Genomic DNA, 18,472 nt, shown 5'->3' with positions numbered 1-18,472 from the left:
GCCTCCTTTCATTTAGGTGGTTTCGTCACGCCGAATCGTTCCGATAACGATTCACCGAGTAAGTTAAAGCTCGCAATGACGAGCATGATCATCACGCCGGGATAAATCATCAGTTCCGGATTCGTCCGGATATACGATTTGCCTTCATGGATCATTGCGCCCCATTCCGCTGCCGGAGACTGCACGCCAAGACCAAGAAACGACATCGCGGAAATATCCATGATCGCCCAGCCCATCTCGAGTGTCCCGATGACAAGCAACGGCGGCAGGATGTTCGGCAACAGATGGGTCCGAAAGATTTTCCAATGTGACGAGCCATTGACGCGTGCTGCCGCAATAAAATTCTTTTCTTTCAGTGTCATGACGAGTCCGCGGAACATCCGGGCATAGTAAACCCACTGGACGAGCATCAAGGCGATGATGACCTGTTTGAGTCCCGGTCCGAAAATCCCGACAAGACCGAGAACAAGAATCAGACTCGGAAATGCCATTACCCCGTCACAAAACCGCATCAACAGTTGATCAACCCAGCCGCCGATGTAGCCGGCGAGCGTGCCGATCAATAAGCCGATCAGCAGCGACGACGCAAAAATCAGGACGGCGAAACCGAGTGACACCCGGGCGCCGTATAACAGACGTGATAATGTACAGCGGCCGAGATGATCGGTCCCGAGCGGATACGTCCAGGACGGTTCCTGCAGTTTCACCGCCAAATTGACGAGAAACGGATCATGCGGCGCAAGCCATGGTGCGGCCAGTGCTGCGAGGAATAACAACCCTAAAAATGCGGAACAGCCGATCAAAATCAGCCGTTGGTTTGACAAGCGGTGTAACAGGCTTGGTCGTCGAAGCGGAATATTCATCGTCTGTCCCCTCCTTTCCGGGCAATCCGGGGATCAATCGCCAGTTGCAATAGATCGACGAGCAGACTGCTGCCGATGAATAATAATGCCGCCAGAAACACATATCCTTGAATGATTGGCATATCGCGGTCAAAAATCGCTTCGATGAAGTAGCGGCCAAAGCCCGGCCATGAGAAAACCGTTTCGACGATGATCGTTCCCGTCAAGAGTTTTCCGAGATTCATGCCGAGACCGGTGATCATCGGTGGAACAGCGACACGGAGAACATGTTTTCCTAAAATAACCGTTTCGCGGATGCCGCGTGTCCGGGCGAACAAGACGTACGGTTCGCGCATCGTCTCGATGACACTCGTCCGCAGCAACCGGGTATAAAGCGCAATCAGCGGTAACGCAAGCGTGATTGCCGGCAAGATGACATGACTCGGACTGCCGATACCGCCGACCGGTAACAAATCCAACTGGACGGCAAAAAAGAAAATCAACAGATAGCCGAGCCAAAACGACGGAATCGATGCGCCGATGAAGGCGATCACCCGACTCAACTGGTCAAAAAATCCATTTTTCCGAATCCCCGCGAGAAAGCCGAGCGGGATGCTGACGATCACGGCCAGCAACAGACTCGACAGTGCCAGTTGTAACGTAGCCGGCAGACGAAGCAATACTTCATCGAGAACCGGTTTGCCGGAGACAAAGGACGTCCCGAAGTCCAACTGGGCCAACCGGACGACGGTCGTCGCGTATTGTGTCATGAACGATTGATCGAGACCAAACTCGGCTCGTTTTTGCGTCAGCACTTCTTCCGTCGGTTGGATGTGAGCGGCAGCGAGATACGCTTCCGCCGGATCGACCGGTGACAGGTGAATCATCGCTGTCAGCAATAAAATCGCCAGGAGCAGAATCGGAATGACCGACCCGACCCGTTTGAGAATATAGACGCCCATTCCGTACACCTCCTTTTATTTGATTCCGATTTGTGCGAACGGACTTTCATCCCGATTCGCCGCAAATTTAAAGTTCGTCACATCCGACTGGTAAATCGCCATCTTCTTCAAATACGAGATCGGCACGAGTGCACCCTGATCTTGGAGCGACGGCAGAATCTCGGCATACATCGCTTGACGTTTCGTCTCGTCGGTCGTCTTCAAAACGTCCTTCATGTCCTGCAACAATTCCGTCTTGTTCGGATAAGCGGAAATCGCTTCTTTGAAGCCGAACCCGTCCGTACCGATGATGTTGACGAACGTGTGTGGATCATACGGTGCGCCGAAGTTACTGTACATATTGATATCGAACTTGTTGTCTTTGAAGCGCTGGACTTGATCCGGCAACTCGACACCGACGATCTTCAAATCGACCCCGATGTTGGCCCACTCCGACTGTAACGTCTCGGCCATCGCCTTTTGGACAAGTTCCGCCGCATCATACATCATCTCGACCTGTAACGGTTGACCGTCTTTTTCACGGATCGTTTCCCCGTTCGGCAATTTCCATCCGGCTTCGTCGAGCAACGTCTTCGCCTTTTCGACATCAAAGTCCCGTTTCTCGACCTTCAGTTTCGACGTGTACGGCAAGTTCGGCGGCAGGATGAAGTCCGCTGGTGCTTCCAAACCGGACGTGATGCCTTCGACTAAGGTTTTTTTATCAAAACCGTATTGCAACGCCTCACGGACCCGTTCGTCCGCCAACTGTTTTTTCTTGGTGTTCATGATCAACAGCCGGGTCGCAACCGGCTCGGACATCGTTGTCTTGTAAGACTTCGTTTCTTTCAGTTGATTAAACGCATCAACACTGATGGCGCCTTCCCCGTAAATCAAGTCGATGTCTCCTTTTTCAAAAGCGAGCACGCGGGTCTCGGCATCGGGAATAATGTCGACCTTGATTTTTTTAACTTTCGGCATCGGACCCCAGTAGTTTTTATTGACCTTAAACGTCGCGTATTGATCCGCTTTGTACTCGTCAAGCACCCATGGACCGGTCCCGACTTCTTCTTCGACACCTTTTGACGTGTCGCCGTTTTTCGGAAAACCGGCTTCACCGAGGAAACGGACCGGACGGACGACCGCCAGTTCCTGAATCGTCGGGTAGTAGGCTTCCGATAATGTCATCCGGAATGTCTGCTTGTCGACGGCTTCCGTCTTGTCGATTTTGGAGATAAAGCCGAGCCAGCTATGTAAGGCTTTGTTTTTGAGGACGGCGTCGAAGTTCTTTTTGACGATCGTTGCGTCAAACGCCGAACCGTCGGAGAACTTGACATCGTCACGCAAAGTGAACGTGTAGGTCTTTCCGTCTTTTGAGATGTCCCACGACTTGGCGAGGAACGGCTCCAGCTTTCCGCCTTCTGCGTAATGGACGAGCGGTTCGTAGACCATCGACTGGGCGAACAGTTGCGACGGGTTATAGACATGCGGATTCATCTCGCCGATATCGCGCGGCCAGGCGAGCGTCAATGTATCTTTATCTGTTGTATTGTCAGCACCTTCGTTCGGATTGGAACAGCCGAACAGCAGTGTCGTGATCGAGAGGATGGAGACAGCTTGGATGATGGATTTCTTACGGCGTGAAACGTTCATAGTGGACAGGACTCCCATTCTTATTGATAATCATTTTCAATTGTAAGAGTGGGTGTTAAGAATTGTCAATGGATAATCCGTCCAACGGTCGATTTTATGTTCCTTAAAGTGAATTTGGTTCTTTTTTATATTTTATGTAACTATCATTTATAAGTTTGAAAATTCTGTCTGATACAAGGAAAAATACAACAATCATATTTGACACAAGGTATTCACCAGACACAGTCAGTTTTTCATTCGGATAAGCAAGTGGGTGATACCAGTTGTAGAAAGTAAAAACAAAAAGAATTAAGTAATAGATTAATCTTTTTTGATTAATGCAAATTTCAGATGCTTCAATCGAAAAATGCTTCTCTAGCTCTTCACGATAGTAAAAGTACTCGAAGATCATTGTATTCGAGAATAGAGATAACAATAAAATCCATCCGATAAATGCACCTACCAAAAAGATTTCTTCATTTTGTAAAAGAGTAATAGCAAAATCAAGGACAATGATGCTTAAGAAAAAAGACATGCCGAAAAAAAGCATCGTCTTATCATAAAAAAATTGGACACGTTTCTGTACATAGGTCCAAAACGTTTTTTTTATGGTAATAATTACTTTTCTTTGAGTATGCATCGTTCTCTTTTTCTTTAAAAATACTGATTCTTCAGCAATTAAAGAAGACATAGTCAAAATAAATAGTATTGTTAAAATAAATATCAATAGCCCTATCCACAAAAGATTAATTTCTCCATTTAACCCTCTGATTATCCACACAGCACCAAAAACAATTGAGATGATATATAAGATGATAATAAGAGTACTAATTATCCCACCTCTTTTTAATTCAATTTTTCCATTAACAGCTTTACGAACAAGAATCTGGTAAGAATTTATAGCTGATTCAAATTTATTACCGGAACGATTGAGTATATGAGCTAACAAAAAATGACAAAACTAAACAGTAAGCAAAAAATGATACTTCCAAAAAATATTTTCATACTCCATCTCCTTTAACATAGCAAAGCACCCATTAAACTGCATGAGTGCTCAAAATCCGATTCCTTTTATTTTGTCTTGAAGTCAAACGCCAATACTTCAATGTCACACCCTTGCCCTTCCAGATTCGGGCTGCACGCGTACGGACCGACTTTCCAGTCCCCTTCCCCGTGCAAATGCGCAATCCGTAGCTGTTCCTTCGTTTCACCGTCGACAAAATACAGTTCCACGTCCTGGTTTTTGAAGACAAGCTCAAACGTCAATGAATGATCAAAAACGGTATTTTCAATGTCACGCGACGACCAGTCGGAGTATCCGAAGGACGTGACGACTGCACCGAGATGCGATTTCCCGTCCGGAATGAATTCCGCTGAAACTTTTAGCCAGTGATCTTCGTTTAGATAAAGAAGGATTCCTGCTTGATCATACGTCTGACGTGGATCCAACTTCACTTCAATCCGGCATGAGAACGATGCTGATGGAATCGGTTTTAGTAAGGCGTGACCGGTCATCCGATTAAACTGATAGTACGTATTGCGCCAAAAGTCGGTATCGCCTTCTGTCTTAAAGGTCAGGCGTTCCTGCATACTGAATTCTTTTGGTTCATTCAACCAAGTAAAACCTTGCCACATATCAATTCCTCCTGTTTTGAAACTGTTTGTGTTGAAACATCCTATACGTGCGCTTACGGTTCATCTTTGAACTGTTCGAACTCAGGATGTTTTGGTTCACGAAAATCAATAAACTCTTCGGATGGATCTAAAAAATGGTGTCCTAAATATACTGCATAGTAATCTCCGTTAGTTTCTCGAACGTTAAAGTCATACGATGTCCGAGGTTCGTCATGCAAGACGAGAATACAGTCGTAACCGAACTTCGAGAAGTAACTTTTTATTTGATACTCGTCTTTTTTCAGCCCGTACTGTTGTTCCAGATGCTCTTCCAAATATAACTGCCGCAGGATTTTCTGATGAAAAGTATACAAAAAACACGAGACCAACACCAGTAGTATCGTAATTATGATGAACCGCCCAATCCGCCACTTACCGTTTACTTTCCAAAAGTTCGTCATCGGCTCTCCTTTCCTGTTGTCCCAACGTATGATACGGTACGGACAAGGAAGATCTAGTTAACAAACTAACCTATCATGTAGAAAGAAGTGATCAACTTGAAAAAACACCTCTTGATGCTCTGCTTCCCGTTCCTCTTCTTAATCGTTCCGTTATGGGCGGATCAGTTGTCGCCACTCTTACAAGCCATCTTTTTTCTGATGCTGTTCATCTCTGTCTGTTTATCGCTACATACCGCGTGGTCTCTGTTCAACCGACGTTTCCCGAAGTGGACGGCGCGCGTCAACGGACTTCATCCGGCTCTCGGCATCTTGCTTGGTCTCGGTCTTTTGGCGGCGTTCGGTTATCTGTTCTTCAGTGTTTTTTCAATCGTATCGTTTGGTCTGCTCCAAGGCGTCTCGACGCTTGTCTTGATGTATATCGGATTGGCGATTTTTGTCTTCCTCCTCAGCTGTTTCGTCGAAGGGATTACACGTCAATCAAAAGACACGTTGTTTCAACCCGTCTTAATCTTCGTCTCCGTCTCTTATGTCGTCTTGACGACATTCGGGATTTTACAACTCGTGGCGTAATCTCCAAACCCGTCTGCGCACGGGTTTATTTTTCGTGATGCAACGTACCGTCGGCATCGATCCGGACATGCAGCTTGCCGTCGAGTTCGAGAACAAGTGGACTCGTGACTGCCGGTTTTGGTGAGAATAACCACGTCCGTCCCGCTCGCCCAAGCAACAGATGGGTCCCGTCTTCCGGCGCCCCGAGGAAGTTTAAGAAGTCGACGTTAATCGGCTGATGGTAGCGGTGAAAGACACCGAGTTCAGCAAATCTAGCCCCGACACCGGCGACGTCCGGCGTCGTCACGTTCATTTCGCCGATATCCAGAATGTCACTCACCGCAAACGTCTCAAGCGACTTATTCGGATTGACGTCATGCCGGGCAATCAATTCGACGACGTTCTCGTCGGGATCGTAAAAGTAGATGGAATGGGCATTGATGTTTTCAAAAAAGATTTCGTCTGCTCCATCCTCAATCAATAACGGCACTTGCTGTTGCAACCAGTCCTTGGCCAGCTGAAACGCATTCCCCGGAACGTTGAACGCAAAGTGGTATTGTTTCGGTTGCTGTGTCGTATCCTGTTCAAACCGAAGCTGACTTGTCCCGATTTGTACCGTAAAAGATGTTGCCGTTTCTTTGACGAGTCCGAAGCCAAGCGTCGTCGTATAAAAGTGTTGCATCGGTTTTACGTGATCTGTCCAAAGTGTTGCTGCCGTAATTTTCATTCCACATTCCCTCCGTCTGTCTTTTAAATTCACTCGCTTCATTATACAACAATTGATGTATAATACTGGTTAAAAAGTAAGTACATACCTATTCAGAAGCGGAGGAAAACAGATGAAACGTTACAGTATCGCATGCGCCGGAATTTCAACACAAGTCACCGAATGGGGCAACCCGAATCACCCGGTGATTTTTTGTCTGCATGGTCTCGGCGGAACGAGCCTCAGCTTTATTGAACTGGCCGATGCGTTGAAACATGACTACCGGATTGTCTCGATCGATGCACCGGGTCACGGGAAGACCGAACCGTTTCCGGATGAACGGGATTATCAGTTTGCCCGGTTTTCCGATTGGCTGAATCAGCTGTTCGAACAGTTGCACATCGAAGACTTTTATTTCCTCTCGCACTCCTGGGGCAGTTTCATCGCGCTTTTCTATCAAAAAGAACAACCGGAGCGGGTCCGCGGATCGATTTTAATTGACGGTGGTTATCAAAGTAAACGGTTGCGGGGTACACCACTCGAGGAGGAATCTGCATTTTACGATACGGATTTTGAGGAGTCCGTCGCGACGTGGGAGGAATTTCGGGATGTTGCCGTGTACGGACCAAAGATGCGCCGGTCACCGTTGCTTGATCTGGCCGGAAAAGATTTTGTCCGGATGCAGGACGGGCTTTACTACTGGCATGCCCGAGCGAAGACGGCACGCGCCATCTTGACGGCAATGTATCAAGACGAGATTCTCGACTTCCTCGACGATGTCCCCGGTGACAACCTCCTGTTGCTGCGTGCGACGTTACCCGTTTCAGAAGAACCGTTCCGCCAACAAGCAATTGCCCTGTGGCAGGAAAAAACCGGTGGGACTGTGATCTCCGCTCCGTCGACTTCCCACATCCTACACTGGGATGATCCGCAATTTGTTCTGCAGGTAATTCAGGAAAACTGGACGATTTCAAAATCGCTTCACTCATAAAATATGAAGGAGAATCATCATGAATTTTGTTTTTGATTTGGACGGGACCCTCTGTTTTCAAGGTTTGCCGTTGTCTCACCCAATTACAGAGGCACTTTATTCGCTGGAAGAAGCGGGACACCGTGTCATCTTCGCGTCAGCCCGACCAATTCGCGATCTGTTACCGGTTCTTCCGGAAACGTTTCATCACCACCTGTTGATTGGTGGAAACGGATCATTAGTTTCTTGGCGTGGAGAAATCGTTTATTCAACGCCCTTTTCTCCGTCCGATGTCATCTACATGCAAAAACTGATTCAACAGATGGGTGCCACCTACTTAGTTGACGGTTTGTGGAACTACAGCTATACGGGGACCGCGTCGCACCCGATTCTCAAGAATCTGGATCCGTTACAATAAGCAAAAAACGTAAGTCTGGCAGAACACGATACCATTATAAAAGTCTTGATTTTAAGCGCATCGAGTATGGCGGACTTTTCGGAAGCATTATGCGAGATTGATGTCGTCTCGCATTTGCATGGTGAAGAGCAGGTGCTTGACATCAGCCCGAAAGGCATCCATAAGCGAAGTGCGCTTCACATCATGGGCATTACAACAGAAGGATATGTCGCATTCGGGAACGATGCCAACGACATCGAAATGTTTAAAGGTGCCGTTCATTCGGTCATGATCGGTAGTCATGTCGATCTGGCTGCCTATGCGGATGAGCAGATTCCTTTAAACGGTTTGTACGAAGAAAAAATTATCTCTAGAATATATGAATTAAACACTCGTTTTAGTACACATCATGATCTACGTACATCCATGTAGACAAAGAATTGGTTTTCTGTTTATCGGAATATCTTATACACCCTTTCGGCGTTCTTAAAAGGGTGTATTTTAATTTCCAAAATATATGATTTGTAACACGATGTATTACAAAGAGGAGGATACATTTTGTGCAAAATTTCCGTCCGATTGCATGATCAGGATATTCGTCTTATAAAAGAGTACGTAAAAGCTAAAAATATAACGATTTCCGCATCGGTGCGGGATGCTGTAAATGAAAGCATTGAAAAAGATATCGACTTGATATTATTAAGTAAGAAGAGAGGTATATATAGATGAGGACTATTAGCAAAGATATCCAAGAATTGTCCATCAAATCTTTAGAATCAACATTTAATAAGCTTTCGAATGCTTACAAAAGTACATCAGAAAAAGGTTCTAACACAACACTGATCAAAAAAAGACTGGATGCAGTAAAAATTGGATTAGAGAGTCTAAATGAAACTTGGAATGGTACAAATTTCCGCTATGAAAATGATGATTTATTACGTTCTATAGATGTTCTACAAGGTATTATTCCTTCCATCGAAAAACAGCTAATTAAAGAAAATGGAGGTAGTTCTCAAAAAACATTAAACGAGCGTCGATTGACTGCATTAAAGCTAGCCATCGAATCTTTGGAGGAACATCTTATATGATTAATCGTCATCCGCGTGATATAAACAAAAAGATACTTTCACGGTTCGATGCATAACAAATTTCAGTCATCCAAAATGGACGTCATCTCTCTGAATAATTCTTCAGAGGATGGACGTCCATTTTTTAGTGAATTTCGATTAAGTAGCTGTCTCCAAGAACTGCCGAACATCGTTCCGGGACTTCAATACGATGATGGTTTTGGTCGATACGACTTGGTCGAGTTTCGATTGAATGTCCGGTCGTTGTATGTTCGGATAATTCCAAATCCATTTCAAAAAAGCAAAATCGATTTTTTCCGGACACCCTGCTGCCATATCTGTTCTTGGTTCATGGCGGTGGCGGACTGTCCGTTTCAAGACGCGGTACATACATGTCGTTCGCGGCAGATCGAGAAAGATGATCGTATCCGCCGCTTGCAGCCGGATGTCCATCGTTCCGCCGTAATTCCCGTCGATGATCCAGTTGTCCCGCGCAATCAACTCCGCCTGAATGTGCTTTTGTTCTTCCCGTGGAACACCTTGCCAGTTCGGCTTCCAAAACAATGTATCGAGGTGATAGACCGGAATTCCCAAGGCATGGCTGAGCTGTTTGGCTAACGTCGATTTGCCGGAGCCCCCGGAACCGATCAGGACGATTTTTTTCATTCCGTTTCCCCCTTTTCTTTCGAATATAGATTGATTTTTTTAATCCGCTGAAAATCCTTCCATATCGAAGAACGCTTCAACTTCTTGTTTCGGACTAAGTACTGGACATCCGACCGGTTATCATACGACAACTGAAGATAAAAGTAATTGATGTACTCAAGCACGGCGAACACAAACAGAAATCCGGACATTTTTAATCCGTTCACGGGATAGACCGGATGCCAGCGCCATACGTCAACAGCAAACGCCATGACAGCCAGTACGATGATCCCGCCGTTGATTTTTTGAAACCTGTGCAACCGGCGGACGACGTGTACCGGAGTAATCGAAGAATTCTCCCGTTTAAGCTGTTCCCGTTTGCTGTACCAATAATACGAACCTTGCAGCAATAACAATTCGAGCAGGATCAGCGACACCCAAAATGAACTGAGTGCAAACAGGTGCAGCTCCGGAAATGTATACTGGATCAAGCCGATGATTGGGATGAAGCCGATGATGGAAAACAGTTCGCCTTTATACAGATACGTTAACCGGTCTTCGATCGTCTTCTTCACGAAAGGATCGCTCCCTCACTTGAAACCCATTCCAGCCGAAAACGTCCGCCGGGTCCGATCTGGTGCAGTAACGCCCGGTCCGCCTCGATGATACGACCGATGACATTGACGCGCTCGTCGGCCGCAAGATTACGTTTCGTCAGCTGCAACTCGCCGGCATACCGACCGTACTTAAAATTGTCGATCGTGACCGATCCGACAGGCCGGTCTGATAAAATCGAGGGTTCAAGCCATCGATTGCCCGGTCGACCGTAAGCCCGTGACTCGACCGATCGGATGACATCGCGCGCCGGATCCATCCGGTTCGTCTGAATATTCGTCAACAGCGGATCATCGCCGTGCCCGGTTGCCCGGAGGACAATGATCCCCTCCTGATACGCAGCAAATTGCCGCATCGAGCTTTCCGACAAGGCCGGGTCCCCGATTAGAATCCGGTCAACGGACGCTTCCAGCTCGAGATAACAGGCAAACGGTGATTGTCCGCGGTGGTCTTCGAGCGTCGGTAACGTTTCGTGCAGCGGACCACGCAGTTGTCCGTCTCCCGGAATGAAGGCTTGGACACGGATTCCCTGTTCACGGAGCCATCGGTTTTTATCATTGAACCAGTCACGATCCAGTCCCGTTTCCGGTCGCGGATAAAAGTTGTGCCACGCCTCGACCTGTTCAAGTACGAGCCCCTCCGCTTTCATCGCATCGAGTTCTTCCGCCGTCAGCGTACTGGCGTTTAAGGCAACCATCATCTGTTTCGATAAGTCCGCGACCTGTTTCGGTGTCACGCCGTAGTCGACCCGCAGTCCGGTCACGCCCCATTCGGTTAAGGTATCGGCATCCTCCCACGTCTTGCCGAGCGCGGCAAGGGAAGTCGGGGCGATATCCGCGACGAGTTCCATCTCGAGCTGTTGCGCCAGTTGCCCAAGCGTCCGTAAGCGTTCCGTGTACAACGAAGGATCGTCTTCCGGAATATGTAACGAGGTAAAGATTGAGGTAAAACCAATCGTCCGCATCTGTCGGATGCTGTCTTTCGCCTCATCTGTCAGTGGTTCACTCAAATAAACGGCAAGTCCTTTCATCTGTTTCACTCCTTCTTGTCAGCGTAGTGTTTAAAAACCGTCAATTGTTACTAAAGTTCCAATATAAGAATTTTTTAGGAGATACTTCATGAATTATGATACCATTAGAACGAGATACATAAAGGAGAGATTGTATGAAACGAATTTTGATTCCATTCCTGTCGATTGCCTGTCTGGTATTGATCTGGAACGGCTACAGTCAACATGCCGATTCAAAGACGGACCTGTTCCAACATAAACATTCTTCTGTCGGCGACAACAGCGCCGTCGCGAATATCGTCAAAGAACTGGCACACCATCAAGAGTTGCATCAGATTGCCCTCGAAACGAAACAAACGCCGTATGGCATCCATTTGACTTACAAGGACATCGAGACGGAACAAGTCGAACAGGAGATCAAAGAGACGGTCCTGTTCAACGCGACCTACCTGTTTGTGCTCGTCGATAACGTCGACCGGATTACGTTCACCTTCCCGGATTATACCTTCACCGTGACCCGCGATAAACTGGACGGCTGGTACAACACGCAACTCAGCACAATCGAACAGGAACAAGCAGTCACAAAATTGATTCAGCGTCATTTGAAGTCTGAAACCAAGATCAACCAGTTTTTCGATGACTGAACTTCACCTATTTATAAACCAATGGAGGTCATCTGTATGTTCGCTTGGTTCGGCATGACACAGGTAAAAAAAACGGGCCGTCAATTCTTTGGGAATCTGCAAAAACGGACTGTGGCCTTGATCCTGCTGACAGCCCTTCTCGTGTTGAATGGTGTGAAGTCTCTGTTGACTTATCTGATTCCTGCAGCATACCTGACTGACTCAATCATTGCCGTTCTGCCAGGGACAGCGGGCGTTCTTGTGGCCTTGGTCTATGTCTTGGTCCTTGAACGTATGCTACAGGACAAGACCGTCGACACGAAGATTCAGTAAGCAGGTCACGTGTAAAAAAAAGATGGAACATCACCTCAACGTGATCTTCCATCTTTTCATTTCCCCTGATATCCTCACATCCAGTTAAATCCCATCTGCCATTTCTTCTTTGAAACCAAACCAGAATGTAAACAAGAAGCCAAAAACGTACGAGATGACGAGACCGCCGATATACGTCAGGTACATCCCGTTATCGATCAACGGTGTCAATGAAAGACCGGATACACCGACCCCAAGCGCCGCCGTTTTCATCGTCGCTTGGAAGGCACCGCCGACTGCGGCTCCCATACAAGCCGTCAAGAACGGACGACCGAGTGGTAACGTGACCCCGTACAGCAACGGTTCACCGATACCGAGGAACCCGACCGGAATCGCTCCCTTGATGATGTTGCGTAACCGTTGATTCCGTGTCTTGACGAAAATCGCCATCGCTGCTCCGACTTGCCCGGCTCCTGCCATCGCAAGAATCGGTAATAACGGTGTATTGTTCATCGTATTCAGGAATTCCAAATGGATCGGTGTCAATCCGTGATGGAGACCGACCATGACAAGTGGTAGGAAGAATCCAGCCAATAACGCTCCAGCGAATGGTCCGCCCACTTCGAGAATTACGTTGATGCCTTGCATGATACCGTCAGACAAGACCCCGGCGACCGGCATGATCGCATAAAGTGCCGTAAAGCCGACAATCAAAACGGTGAAGAGTGGTGTAAAGATGATATCAATCGAAACCGGCATAAATCTCCGGATATGTTTTTCAAGATACGTCATCAACCAGGCGGCAAAGATGACCCCAAACAAGCCACCCCGACCGGCAACAAGCGGTTCGCCGTAAATAACGATATCCGCCAGTAGCGGGTTAAATAAGATACCGCCGGCAATCGCTCCAAGAACCGGTGTGCCGCCAAATTCCTTCGCCGTATTCCAACCGACGAGAATCGCTAAGTAAGCAAAAACCGTACTGCCGATCAATAAGAGAATTTTCATCCATGTGGCATCCTTATCGGCATCGGCATTGATCGCAAAGTTCGCCGCTCCGTTGATGATTCCCGATGCGACGAGTCCCGGAATTAGCGGGATGAAGATGTTTCCTAATCGGCGTAAAAAGCGTTTGAACGGTGACTTTTGTTTGTCCTTCACTTTTTGCCGTTCGATGGCAGCCCGCTCTTCAAACGTCAGATTCTCATCGACCGACTCCTCACCGATCGCCAGCCCCGTCTCACGGCTTAAATGATCAGCCACCCGGTTGACCGTTCCCGGTCCGACGACGATTTGCAGGGTCTCGTCATCGATGACCCCCATGACACCGTCAATTTGTTTGAGGGCCTGGATGTCTGCTTTCGTCGGATCTTTCAGCGACAACCGGATACGTGTCATACAGTGTGCCAGTTGCCGGAGATTGTCTTTTCCCCCGACATGTTCAAGGATGGCGGATGCCAACACTTCTTCCTTCTTCATGTTCGTCCCCCCTTAAAGCGCGTCGCGGACGAATCCGTGCGCACGTTGTAATCGTTCGACCGCCTCAGTATACGAAACGTCCGCTAAAATCATGACGATCGCTGTCTTGACGTGACCATTCGCCGATGTGAAATAACGCGCGGCTGTCTCAAGCTCAACCCCTGTCGCTTCCACGATCATCCGTTTGGCCCGAATTTCGAGTTTTTCATTCGTCGATTGGACATCGACCATCAAGTTTTGGTAGACCTTCCCGACACCAATCATCGCCGCCGTCGAAATCATGTTCAACACGAGCTTTTGTGCCGTCCCGGCCTTCAGGCGTGTCGAGCCGGTCAAGACTTCCGGTCCGGTTTCGACTTCGATCCGAAAGTCCGCGTGTTCACTGATTGCCGCCTGTTTGTTGCAGGACAAGGCAGCAGTCGTCGCACCGACTTCACGTGCATAGTCCAGACCGCCGATCACGTAAGGGGTCCGGCCGCTCGCAGCGATGCCGATGACGGTATCATTCGCTGTCAGCTGAAGTGCCTGTAAATCTTCGACAGCAAGCGTTTTGCTGTCTTCCGCCCCTTCGACGGCTTTGATGAGTGCCCGCTCGCCCCCGGCAATCAGTCCGACGACCATGTCCGGTGAGACCCCGAACGTCGGCACACATTCGGCCGCATCGAGTACACCCAGTCGGCCGCTCGTTCCGGCTCCGATATAAATCAATCGTCCGTCCGCTTGAAACGATTGAATGACCCGATCGACGACTTGTTTGATGACCGGTATTTCCTGTTGAATGACAGCGGCGACCGTTTGATCCTCCGCATTCATGACCGTCAGCATGTCCTCGACCGACATGTCGTCGAGATGCATCGTCTTTTCATTCCGGCGTTCTGTCGCTAATTTTTCTAACATGACCTTCATCCTCTCTGACAACTCCTTCTACTTCCTCTATACAAAATATAATAACAATTAAAATTAATAATTAATGAAATTTAATTGCAAAAAGAGTCAATAGGGAAAGCCCAATCAAAAAGATTGAGCTTACCTATTTTCATCTTCCTTACCGGTTCCAGTTCTTGAACCCGTCTCCAAATTCGAGATGAAGTGTGTTCCGGAACGTGCCGTCTTTAAACTTCGGAACATCAACCGGCAGTTTCCCTTGTGGTTTCACTTCACCAAAGATGGCACGGATTCCTGCCGGTAAATTCGGTCCGGCTGATTTCGTGTTCCCGGCTTCCGAGTCCGGACCGTTTGGATCTCCCTTAAAGCCATAGACAAGCAGTTGCGCTTTTGCGTCCGGTTGCACGGCGACATCATAAGGATTCCGAAGACTGAGCAGGACGGACGGTGTGTTGGTCCGTTTCGCCTGACGGAACACTTCCGCCGGCACATAGTGATCCGCCGACGCCGCTTTCAGCTTGTCACTGTTGTTGACGTTTGAGCCGACGATGATATAGTCCGCAGCTGCGACCTTTTCTTGCAGATTCGGATTTTGCTCCAGATGCGGCGTCGACGCTGTATAATTTTCCGGCAATATGTTCACGTGCTTCAGGTTGCCGGCATTTTTCTCAAGCGACCGGATTGTCTTAACCATACTGTCCGTCTGATCTTTTGCCGGTGACAAGACAAGGATCGTCTCCCCTTTTTTCGGTTTGAACGGCAATGTTTTCTTGTCATTTTTGACGAGTGTGACCGCCGCTTCCGTCATTTTCCGCTCAAGTGCCTTATGTTCCGGACTGCCGACGACCGCCTTTGCCTGTGCCAGTTTTTCATCGAGCGTGACCGGTGTGTCCGTTTCATTCCAAATGCCGCGTGTTGCTTTTAACGTCAAAATCCGCGAGACAGACTGATTGATGTCCGCTTCCGACAGCTCACCGTTTTCGACAGCTTCAATCACATCGTCAAAAATCGTCTCGAGTTTCGTCACGTCTTGTGTCGACCGGAGAATCGTCGGCATCAAGGCGATATCGACGCCGGCTTTAAACGTCTTTATGACGGCTTCCGACTCCGTGAAGTTGTCGGCAATCGCCTGCATGTTCAAGGCATCGGTGATGACAAGTCCCTGATACCCGAGCTCTTCCCGCAAGACGCCGGTGATGACGTCATCCGATAACGTCGCCGGTAACGGGAACGTGCCTTGTGTCGATTCGACGACCTCATCCTCGATCTGCGGCATCCCGATATGTCCCGTCATGACCATATCGATTCCTTCGGCAATTGCCCGTTTAAAGGGGACAAGTTCCAGTTGCTTTAACTCTTGTAATGATTTATCGACGACCGGCAAACCGTAATGCGAATCCACTGCCGTATCCCCGTGTCCCGGGAAGTGTTTTGCCGTCGCAGCAACACTTTGATCCTGAATGCCTTGTGTCATCGCCGAACCGAGTTTCCCGACCAGCTGCGGATCACTTGAAAACGACCGGACGCCGATGACCGGATTCCTCGGATTGTTGTTGACGTCTAGGACCGGACCAAAGTTGACGTTGATTCCGAGAGCCTTCAACTCGGACCCGATGATGCCGCCTGCCGCTTCCGCGTAGGATGCACTGCGGGTCGCCCCAAGTGCCATGTTGCCCGGTAAATTCGTTCCCGTTCCGAGTCGTGTCACGATGCCGCCTTCCTGGTCAATCGTCACGAACAACGGGATATCATTGCTTGTATCCTGCTTGACGACCTCCTGCAAGTCATGGACCAATTTCGTCGTCTGCTCCGTCTCACTGACGTTTTCCGCAAATAAGATGACGCCCCCTAAGTCAAACCGGTCGATGACCCGTCCGACTTCCGGTGCCAGCTTCGTATGATTGGCCCCGTCCCATAACCGGAAATCCGGCATGATCATTTGTCCGATCTTCTGCTCAAGTGTCATCTGATCCAGTTGTGTGTCGACCCGTTCCGTAACGGATGGTGTCGTTTCAGCAGCGACCGGTTGCATTGGCAGCGACGCGGCGAGTAGCGCCGTCGTCAATCCGAGTGTTGCTGTCCAGTTGAGTTTCTGTCCCATATGCTCAGCTCCCCTTTTGTTTTGACCCCTGCTTGAACTGCTTCTACATCCACTGTTTGGCGTTTTTCAAACCGCCGTTGGTACTTTCCCCTGCGTTCATCGTTAGTATAGCAACCTCCCCATAAAGAAACAATGTTTTATTTGAAAGCGCAAACAATATGAAATAAAATTTCTATAAAAGAATTAAAAAACTACCTCGTAAAAGGTAGCATAATGTAGAAAAATTTAATTTGAACCTACAATTTCAGTAACAATATGTGATAGCCGATCTTTAAATTCTTCGATGTCATAAACATGATTAATTTTGTGTCTTACATTAGGTTCATCACGGAAAGTAATATATTTGTTAGTCAGAGAATTTAGATGCAGACGACACACCCATTTTCGGTTACTGTCATCAATTAAAATATTGAAATAGCTCGCATTATCACGATAAAATATTCGATTTTTATCTATTGTTGTACCGAGTAAAACTTTCACTGTTGCGTAGCCTTCAATTTCTTCTTGCGTGGTTTCAAAGGATGGCTGTGAAGGAACATCAATGATTGGTTCATCTATCAATTCTTCAGTTTGTACGTCTTGTACAGAAGTTGACGGCGTTGTTGATGAATCCGGTTCACCTGAAATTACATGCTTGATTCGCTCATTCATGTTTTCATTTATGAACTGATTAAAGGCCTTAGAAACAATAGGTCTAAATTTATCGACCACCGTTTGCGTTTTCATCCCTTGATAACATTCTTGAATCAATAATCTGATAAATTCATCACTTGGTGATTGGGACATTAACTTCAATTGTTCTTTTATAGCACTTAAATATTTAAGTTCTTCTGCTGTTGAAAGAATGGTATTTACATTAAATTCTTGCTTTTTAAATTTGTATAATTCTTTAATCTCATTATCTTTAATACTTGATAACGTAATTTCAAAAAACGGAACGGTGTCCATTACATTTGGAATCTCTAAGTCTGTATAAAATCTATACGTGTCTCCATTTGTTAAAATCGCAAATTTGGCTTTTGTAGTGCCATAGTACCTGAACAACTGTGAATCGTGTTTCGTCAGCGGTTCGCGGATGGATTTAGCTTCAATCAGAATAGTGGGTTGTCCTTGATCCATAATCGCATAATCCACTTTTTCCCCTTTTTTAATACCCACATCTGCAATATATTCAGGAGTAAATTCAGCTGGATTGAACACATCATAACCTAATGTTTGAAAGAACGGCATGATTAAAGCAGTTTTGGTTGCTTCTTCAGTAGAAATCGAGTGCTGAAGTTGCTGAATTCTTTGTGAAACCGTACGAATGTCCGATGAGAACTTTTCCAATTGAAAAACCTCCTGTTTCATCTTTTACTATATGTGTATTTATATGAAATAATTGTTATTTTATATTATATATCCTTTCGTTTAATATATCCAAACAATTATTTATTTAGTAAATCATTCAGTAATATTCTTAATAATTTTTTACATTGAGAAGAATCGTTTTTTTTGCTTACTTCTAATCGTTTTCACTAAACAACATTGTTTTTGAACTTTATGGTTTCTACGTTTGTTCATCTGGAATGCTAAGAATATGTCATACTACTCTCAAATAAAACAAAGTTTATACAAAAAAATTAGG

20 protein-coding genes and 1 pseudogene are annotated in these 18,472 nt (G+C 47.0%); 7 read left to right on the top strand and 14 right to left on the bottom strand.

What is annotated here, in order from left to right:
- Positions 1–8 precede the first annotated feature (8 nt).
- From nikC to KNP87_RS08230, 6 genes are all read right to left on the bottom strand, one after another.
- Positions 9–863: a nickel ABC transporter permease subunit NikC gene (gene nikC / locus KNP87_RS08255; RefSeq protein ID WP_051523971.1), complete on the bottom strand. Its 855-nt coding sequence runs from the start codon at positions 861–863 to the stop codon at positions 9–11.
- The gene (locus KNP87_RS08250; RefSeq protein ID WP_214721401.1) at positions 860–1,804 is read right to left on the bottom strand and encodes an ABC transporter permease; all 945 of its coding nucleotides are present in this window, start codon (positions 1,802–1,804) and stop codon (positions 860–862) included. The genes nikC and KNP87_RS08250 overlap by 4 nt, the downstream gene beginning before the upstream one ends.
- Before the next feature lie 15 nt (positions 1,805–1,819).
- Positions 1,820–3,433 (bottom strand): nickel ABC transporter substrate-binding protein, encoded by a 1,614-nt coding sequence (gene nikA, locus KNP87_RS08245; RefSeq protein WP_214721400.1) that lies wholly within the window; start codon positions 3,431–3,433, stop codon positions 1,820–1,822.
- Positions 3,434–3,536: 103 nt separating this feature from the next.
- Complete coding sequence (locus KNP87_RS08240) at positions 3,537–4,361, bottom strand: hypothetical protein (protein ID WP_214721399.1); 825 nt, start codon at positions 4,359–4,361, stop codon at positions 3,537–3,539.
- A 122-nt stretch (positions 4,362–4,483) separates the two neighbouring features.
- Positions 4,484–5,047 (bottom strand): DUF1349 domain-containing protein, encoded by a 564-nt coding sequence (locus KNP87_RS08235; RefSeq protein ID WP_214721398.1) that lies wholly within the window; start codon positions 5,045–5,047, stop codon positions 4,484–4,486.
- A gap of 53 nt (positions 5,048–5,100) precedes the next feature.
- Positions 5,101–5,487, bottom strand: a complete 387-nt coding sequence (locus KNP87_RS08230; RefSeq protein WP_214721397.1) for a hypothetical protein — start codon at positions 5,485–5,487, stop codon at positions 5,101–5,103.
- 87 nt (positions 5,488–5,574) lie between these two features.
- Here KNP87_RS08230 and KNP87_RS08225 point away from each other — a divergent pair, with 87 nt between their 5' ends.
- Positions 5,575–6,057 carry a hypothetical protein gene (locus KNP87_RS08225; protein WP_214721396.1) on the top strand — a complete coding sequence of 161 codons (483 nt, stop codon included), beginning with the start codon at positions 5,575–5,577 and terminating at the stop codon, positions 6,055–6,057.
- 25 nt (positions 6,058–6,082) lie between these two features.
- Here KNP87_RS08225 and KNP87_RS08220 read toward each other — a convergent pair whose 3' ends face one another.
- On the bottom strand, positions 6,083–6,763 hold the full coding sequence (locus KNP87_RS08220) for a glyoxalase (protein ID WP_028106439.1): 681 nt from the start codon (positions 6,761–6,763) through the stop codon (positions 6,083–6,085).
- A 112-nt stretch (positions 6,764–6,875) separates the two neighbouring features.
- Here KNP87_RS08220 and KNP87_RS08215 point away from each other — a divergent pair, with 112 nt between their 5' ends.
- The 4 genes and pseudogenes from KNP87_RS08215 (at position 6,876) to KNP87_RS08205 (ending at position 9,197) form a co-directional block, all read left to right on the top strand.
- Positions 6,876–7,733 carry an alpha/beta fold hydrolase gene (locus tag KNP87_RS08215; RefSeq protein WP_214721395.1) on the top strand — a complete coding sequence of 286 codons (858 nt, stop codon included), beginning with the start codon at positions 6,876–6,878 and terminating at the stop codon, positions 7,731–7,733.
- Positions 7,734–7,752: 19 nt separating this feature from the next.
- Positions 7,753–8,541, top strand: a pseudogene (locus KNP87_RS08210) (HAD-IIB family hydrolase).
- A gap of 126 nt (positions 8,542–8,667) precedes the next feature.
- Complete coding sequence (locus KNP87_RS17265) at positions 8,668–8,838, top strand: DUF6290 family protein (RefSeq protein WP_353049361.1); 171 nt, start codon at positions 8,668–8,670, stop codon at positions 8,836–8,838.
- The gene (locus tag KNP87_RS08205) at positions 8,835–9,197 is read left to right on the top strand and encodes a hypothetical protein (RefSeq protein WP_214721394.1); all 363 of its coding nucleotides are present in this window, start codon (positions 8,835–8,837) and stop codon (positions 9,195–9,197) included. Before KNP87_RS17265 ends, KNP87_RS08205 begins: the two co-directional genes overlap by 4 nt.
- A 138-nt stretch (positions 9,198–9,335) precedes the next feature.
- Here the strand turns inward: KNP87_RS08205 and KNP87_RS08200 are convergent, their stop codons facing one another.
- The 3 genes from KNP87_RS08200 to KNP87_RS08190 are packed head-to-tail and all read right to left on the bottom strand — an operon-like array spanning position 9,336 to position 11,466.
- Positions 9,336–9,842 (bottom strand): DNA topology modulation protein, encoded by a 507-nt coding sequence (locus KNP87_RS08200; RefSeq protein ID WP_214721393.1) that lies wholly within the window; start codon positions 9,840–9,842, stop codon positions 9,336–9,338.
- Entirely contained in the window at positions 9,839–10,396 is a 558-nt protein-coding gene (locus KNP87_RS08195) for a general stress protein (RefSeq protein WP_214721392.1), read from the bottom strand. Before KNP87_RS08195 ends, KNP87_RS08200 begins: the two co-directional genes overlap by 4 nt.
- Positions 10,393–11,466 (bottom strand): DUF871 domain-containing protein, encoded by a 1,074-nt coding sequence (locus tag KNP87_RS08190; RefSeq protein ID WP_214721391.1) that lies wholly within the window; start codon positions 11,464–11,466, stop codon positions 10,393–10,395. The genes KNP87_RS08195 and KNP87_RS08190 overlap by 4 nt, the downstream gene beginning before the upstream one ends.
- A 134-nt stretch (positions 11,467–11,600) precedes the next feature.
- Here KNP87_RS08190 and KNP87_RS08185 point away from each other — a divergent pair, with 134 nt between their 5' ends.
- Both KNP87_RS08185 and KNP87_RS08180 read left to right on the top strand, forming a co-directional pair.
- Positions 11,601–12,089, top strand: coding sequence for a DUF4825 domain-containing protein (locus KNP87_RS08185; protein ID WP_214721390.1), 489 nt, complete (start codon positions 11,601–11,603; stop codon positions 12,087–12,089).
- 36 nt (positions 12,090–12,125) lie between these two features.
- On the top strand, positions 12,126–12,401 hold the full coding sequence (locus KNP87_RS08180; protein ID WP_214721389.1) for a hypothetical protein: 276 nt from the start codon (positions 12,126–12,128) through the stop codon (positions 12,399–12,401).
- Positions 12,402–12,485: 84 nt separating this feature from the next.
- Here KNP87_RS08180 and KNP87_RS08175 read toward each other — a convergent pair whose 3' ends face one another.
- The 4 genes from KNP87_RS08175 to KNP87_RS08160 all read right to left on the bottom strand — a co-directional run bounded on the left by KNP87_RS08175 (position 12,486) and on the right by KNP87_RS08160 (position 18,195).
- Positions 12,486–13,859 (bottom strand): PTS transporter subunit EIIC, encoded by a 1,374-nt coding sequence (locus tag KNP87_RS08175; RefSeq protein ID WP_214721388.1) that lies wholly within the window; start codon positions 13,857–13,859, stop codon positions 12,486–12,488.
- A 12-nt stretch (positions 13,860–13,871) separates the two neighbouring features.
- Positions 13,872–14,756: an N-acetylmuramic acid 6-phosphate etherase gene (gene murQ / locus KNP87_RS08170; protein ID WP_214721387.1), complete on the bottom strand. Its 885-nt coding sequence runs from the start codon at positions 14,754–14,756 to the stop codon at positions 13,872–13,874.
- Positions 14,757–14,904: 148 nt separating this feature from the next.
- Complete coding sequence (locus KNP87_RS08165) at positions 14,905–16,845, bottom strand: glycoside hydrolase family 3 protein (protein ID WP_214721386.1); 1,941 nt, start codon at positions 16,843–16,845, stop codon at positions 14,905–14,907.
- 225 nt (positions 16,846–17,070) lie between these two features.
- Positions 17,071–18,195, bottom strand: coding sequence for a type I restriction endonuclease (locus tag KNP87_RS08160; protein WP_214721385.1), 1,125 nt, complete (start codon positions 18,193–18,195; stop codon positions 17,071–17,073).
- Positions 18,196–18,472: the final 277 nt, after the last annotated feature.

Origin of the sequence: Exiguobacterium sp. s192 (genome assembly GCF_018618795.1) — a bacterium.
GTDB lineage: Bacteria > Bacillota > Bacilli > Exiguobacteriales > Exiguobacteriaceae > Exiguobacterium_A > Exiguobacterium_A undae.
Note: the sequence above shows the minus strand (reverse complement) of the source record. Positions and strands in the feature narration are given on the sequence as shown.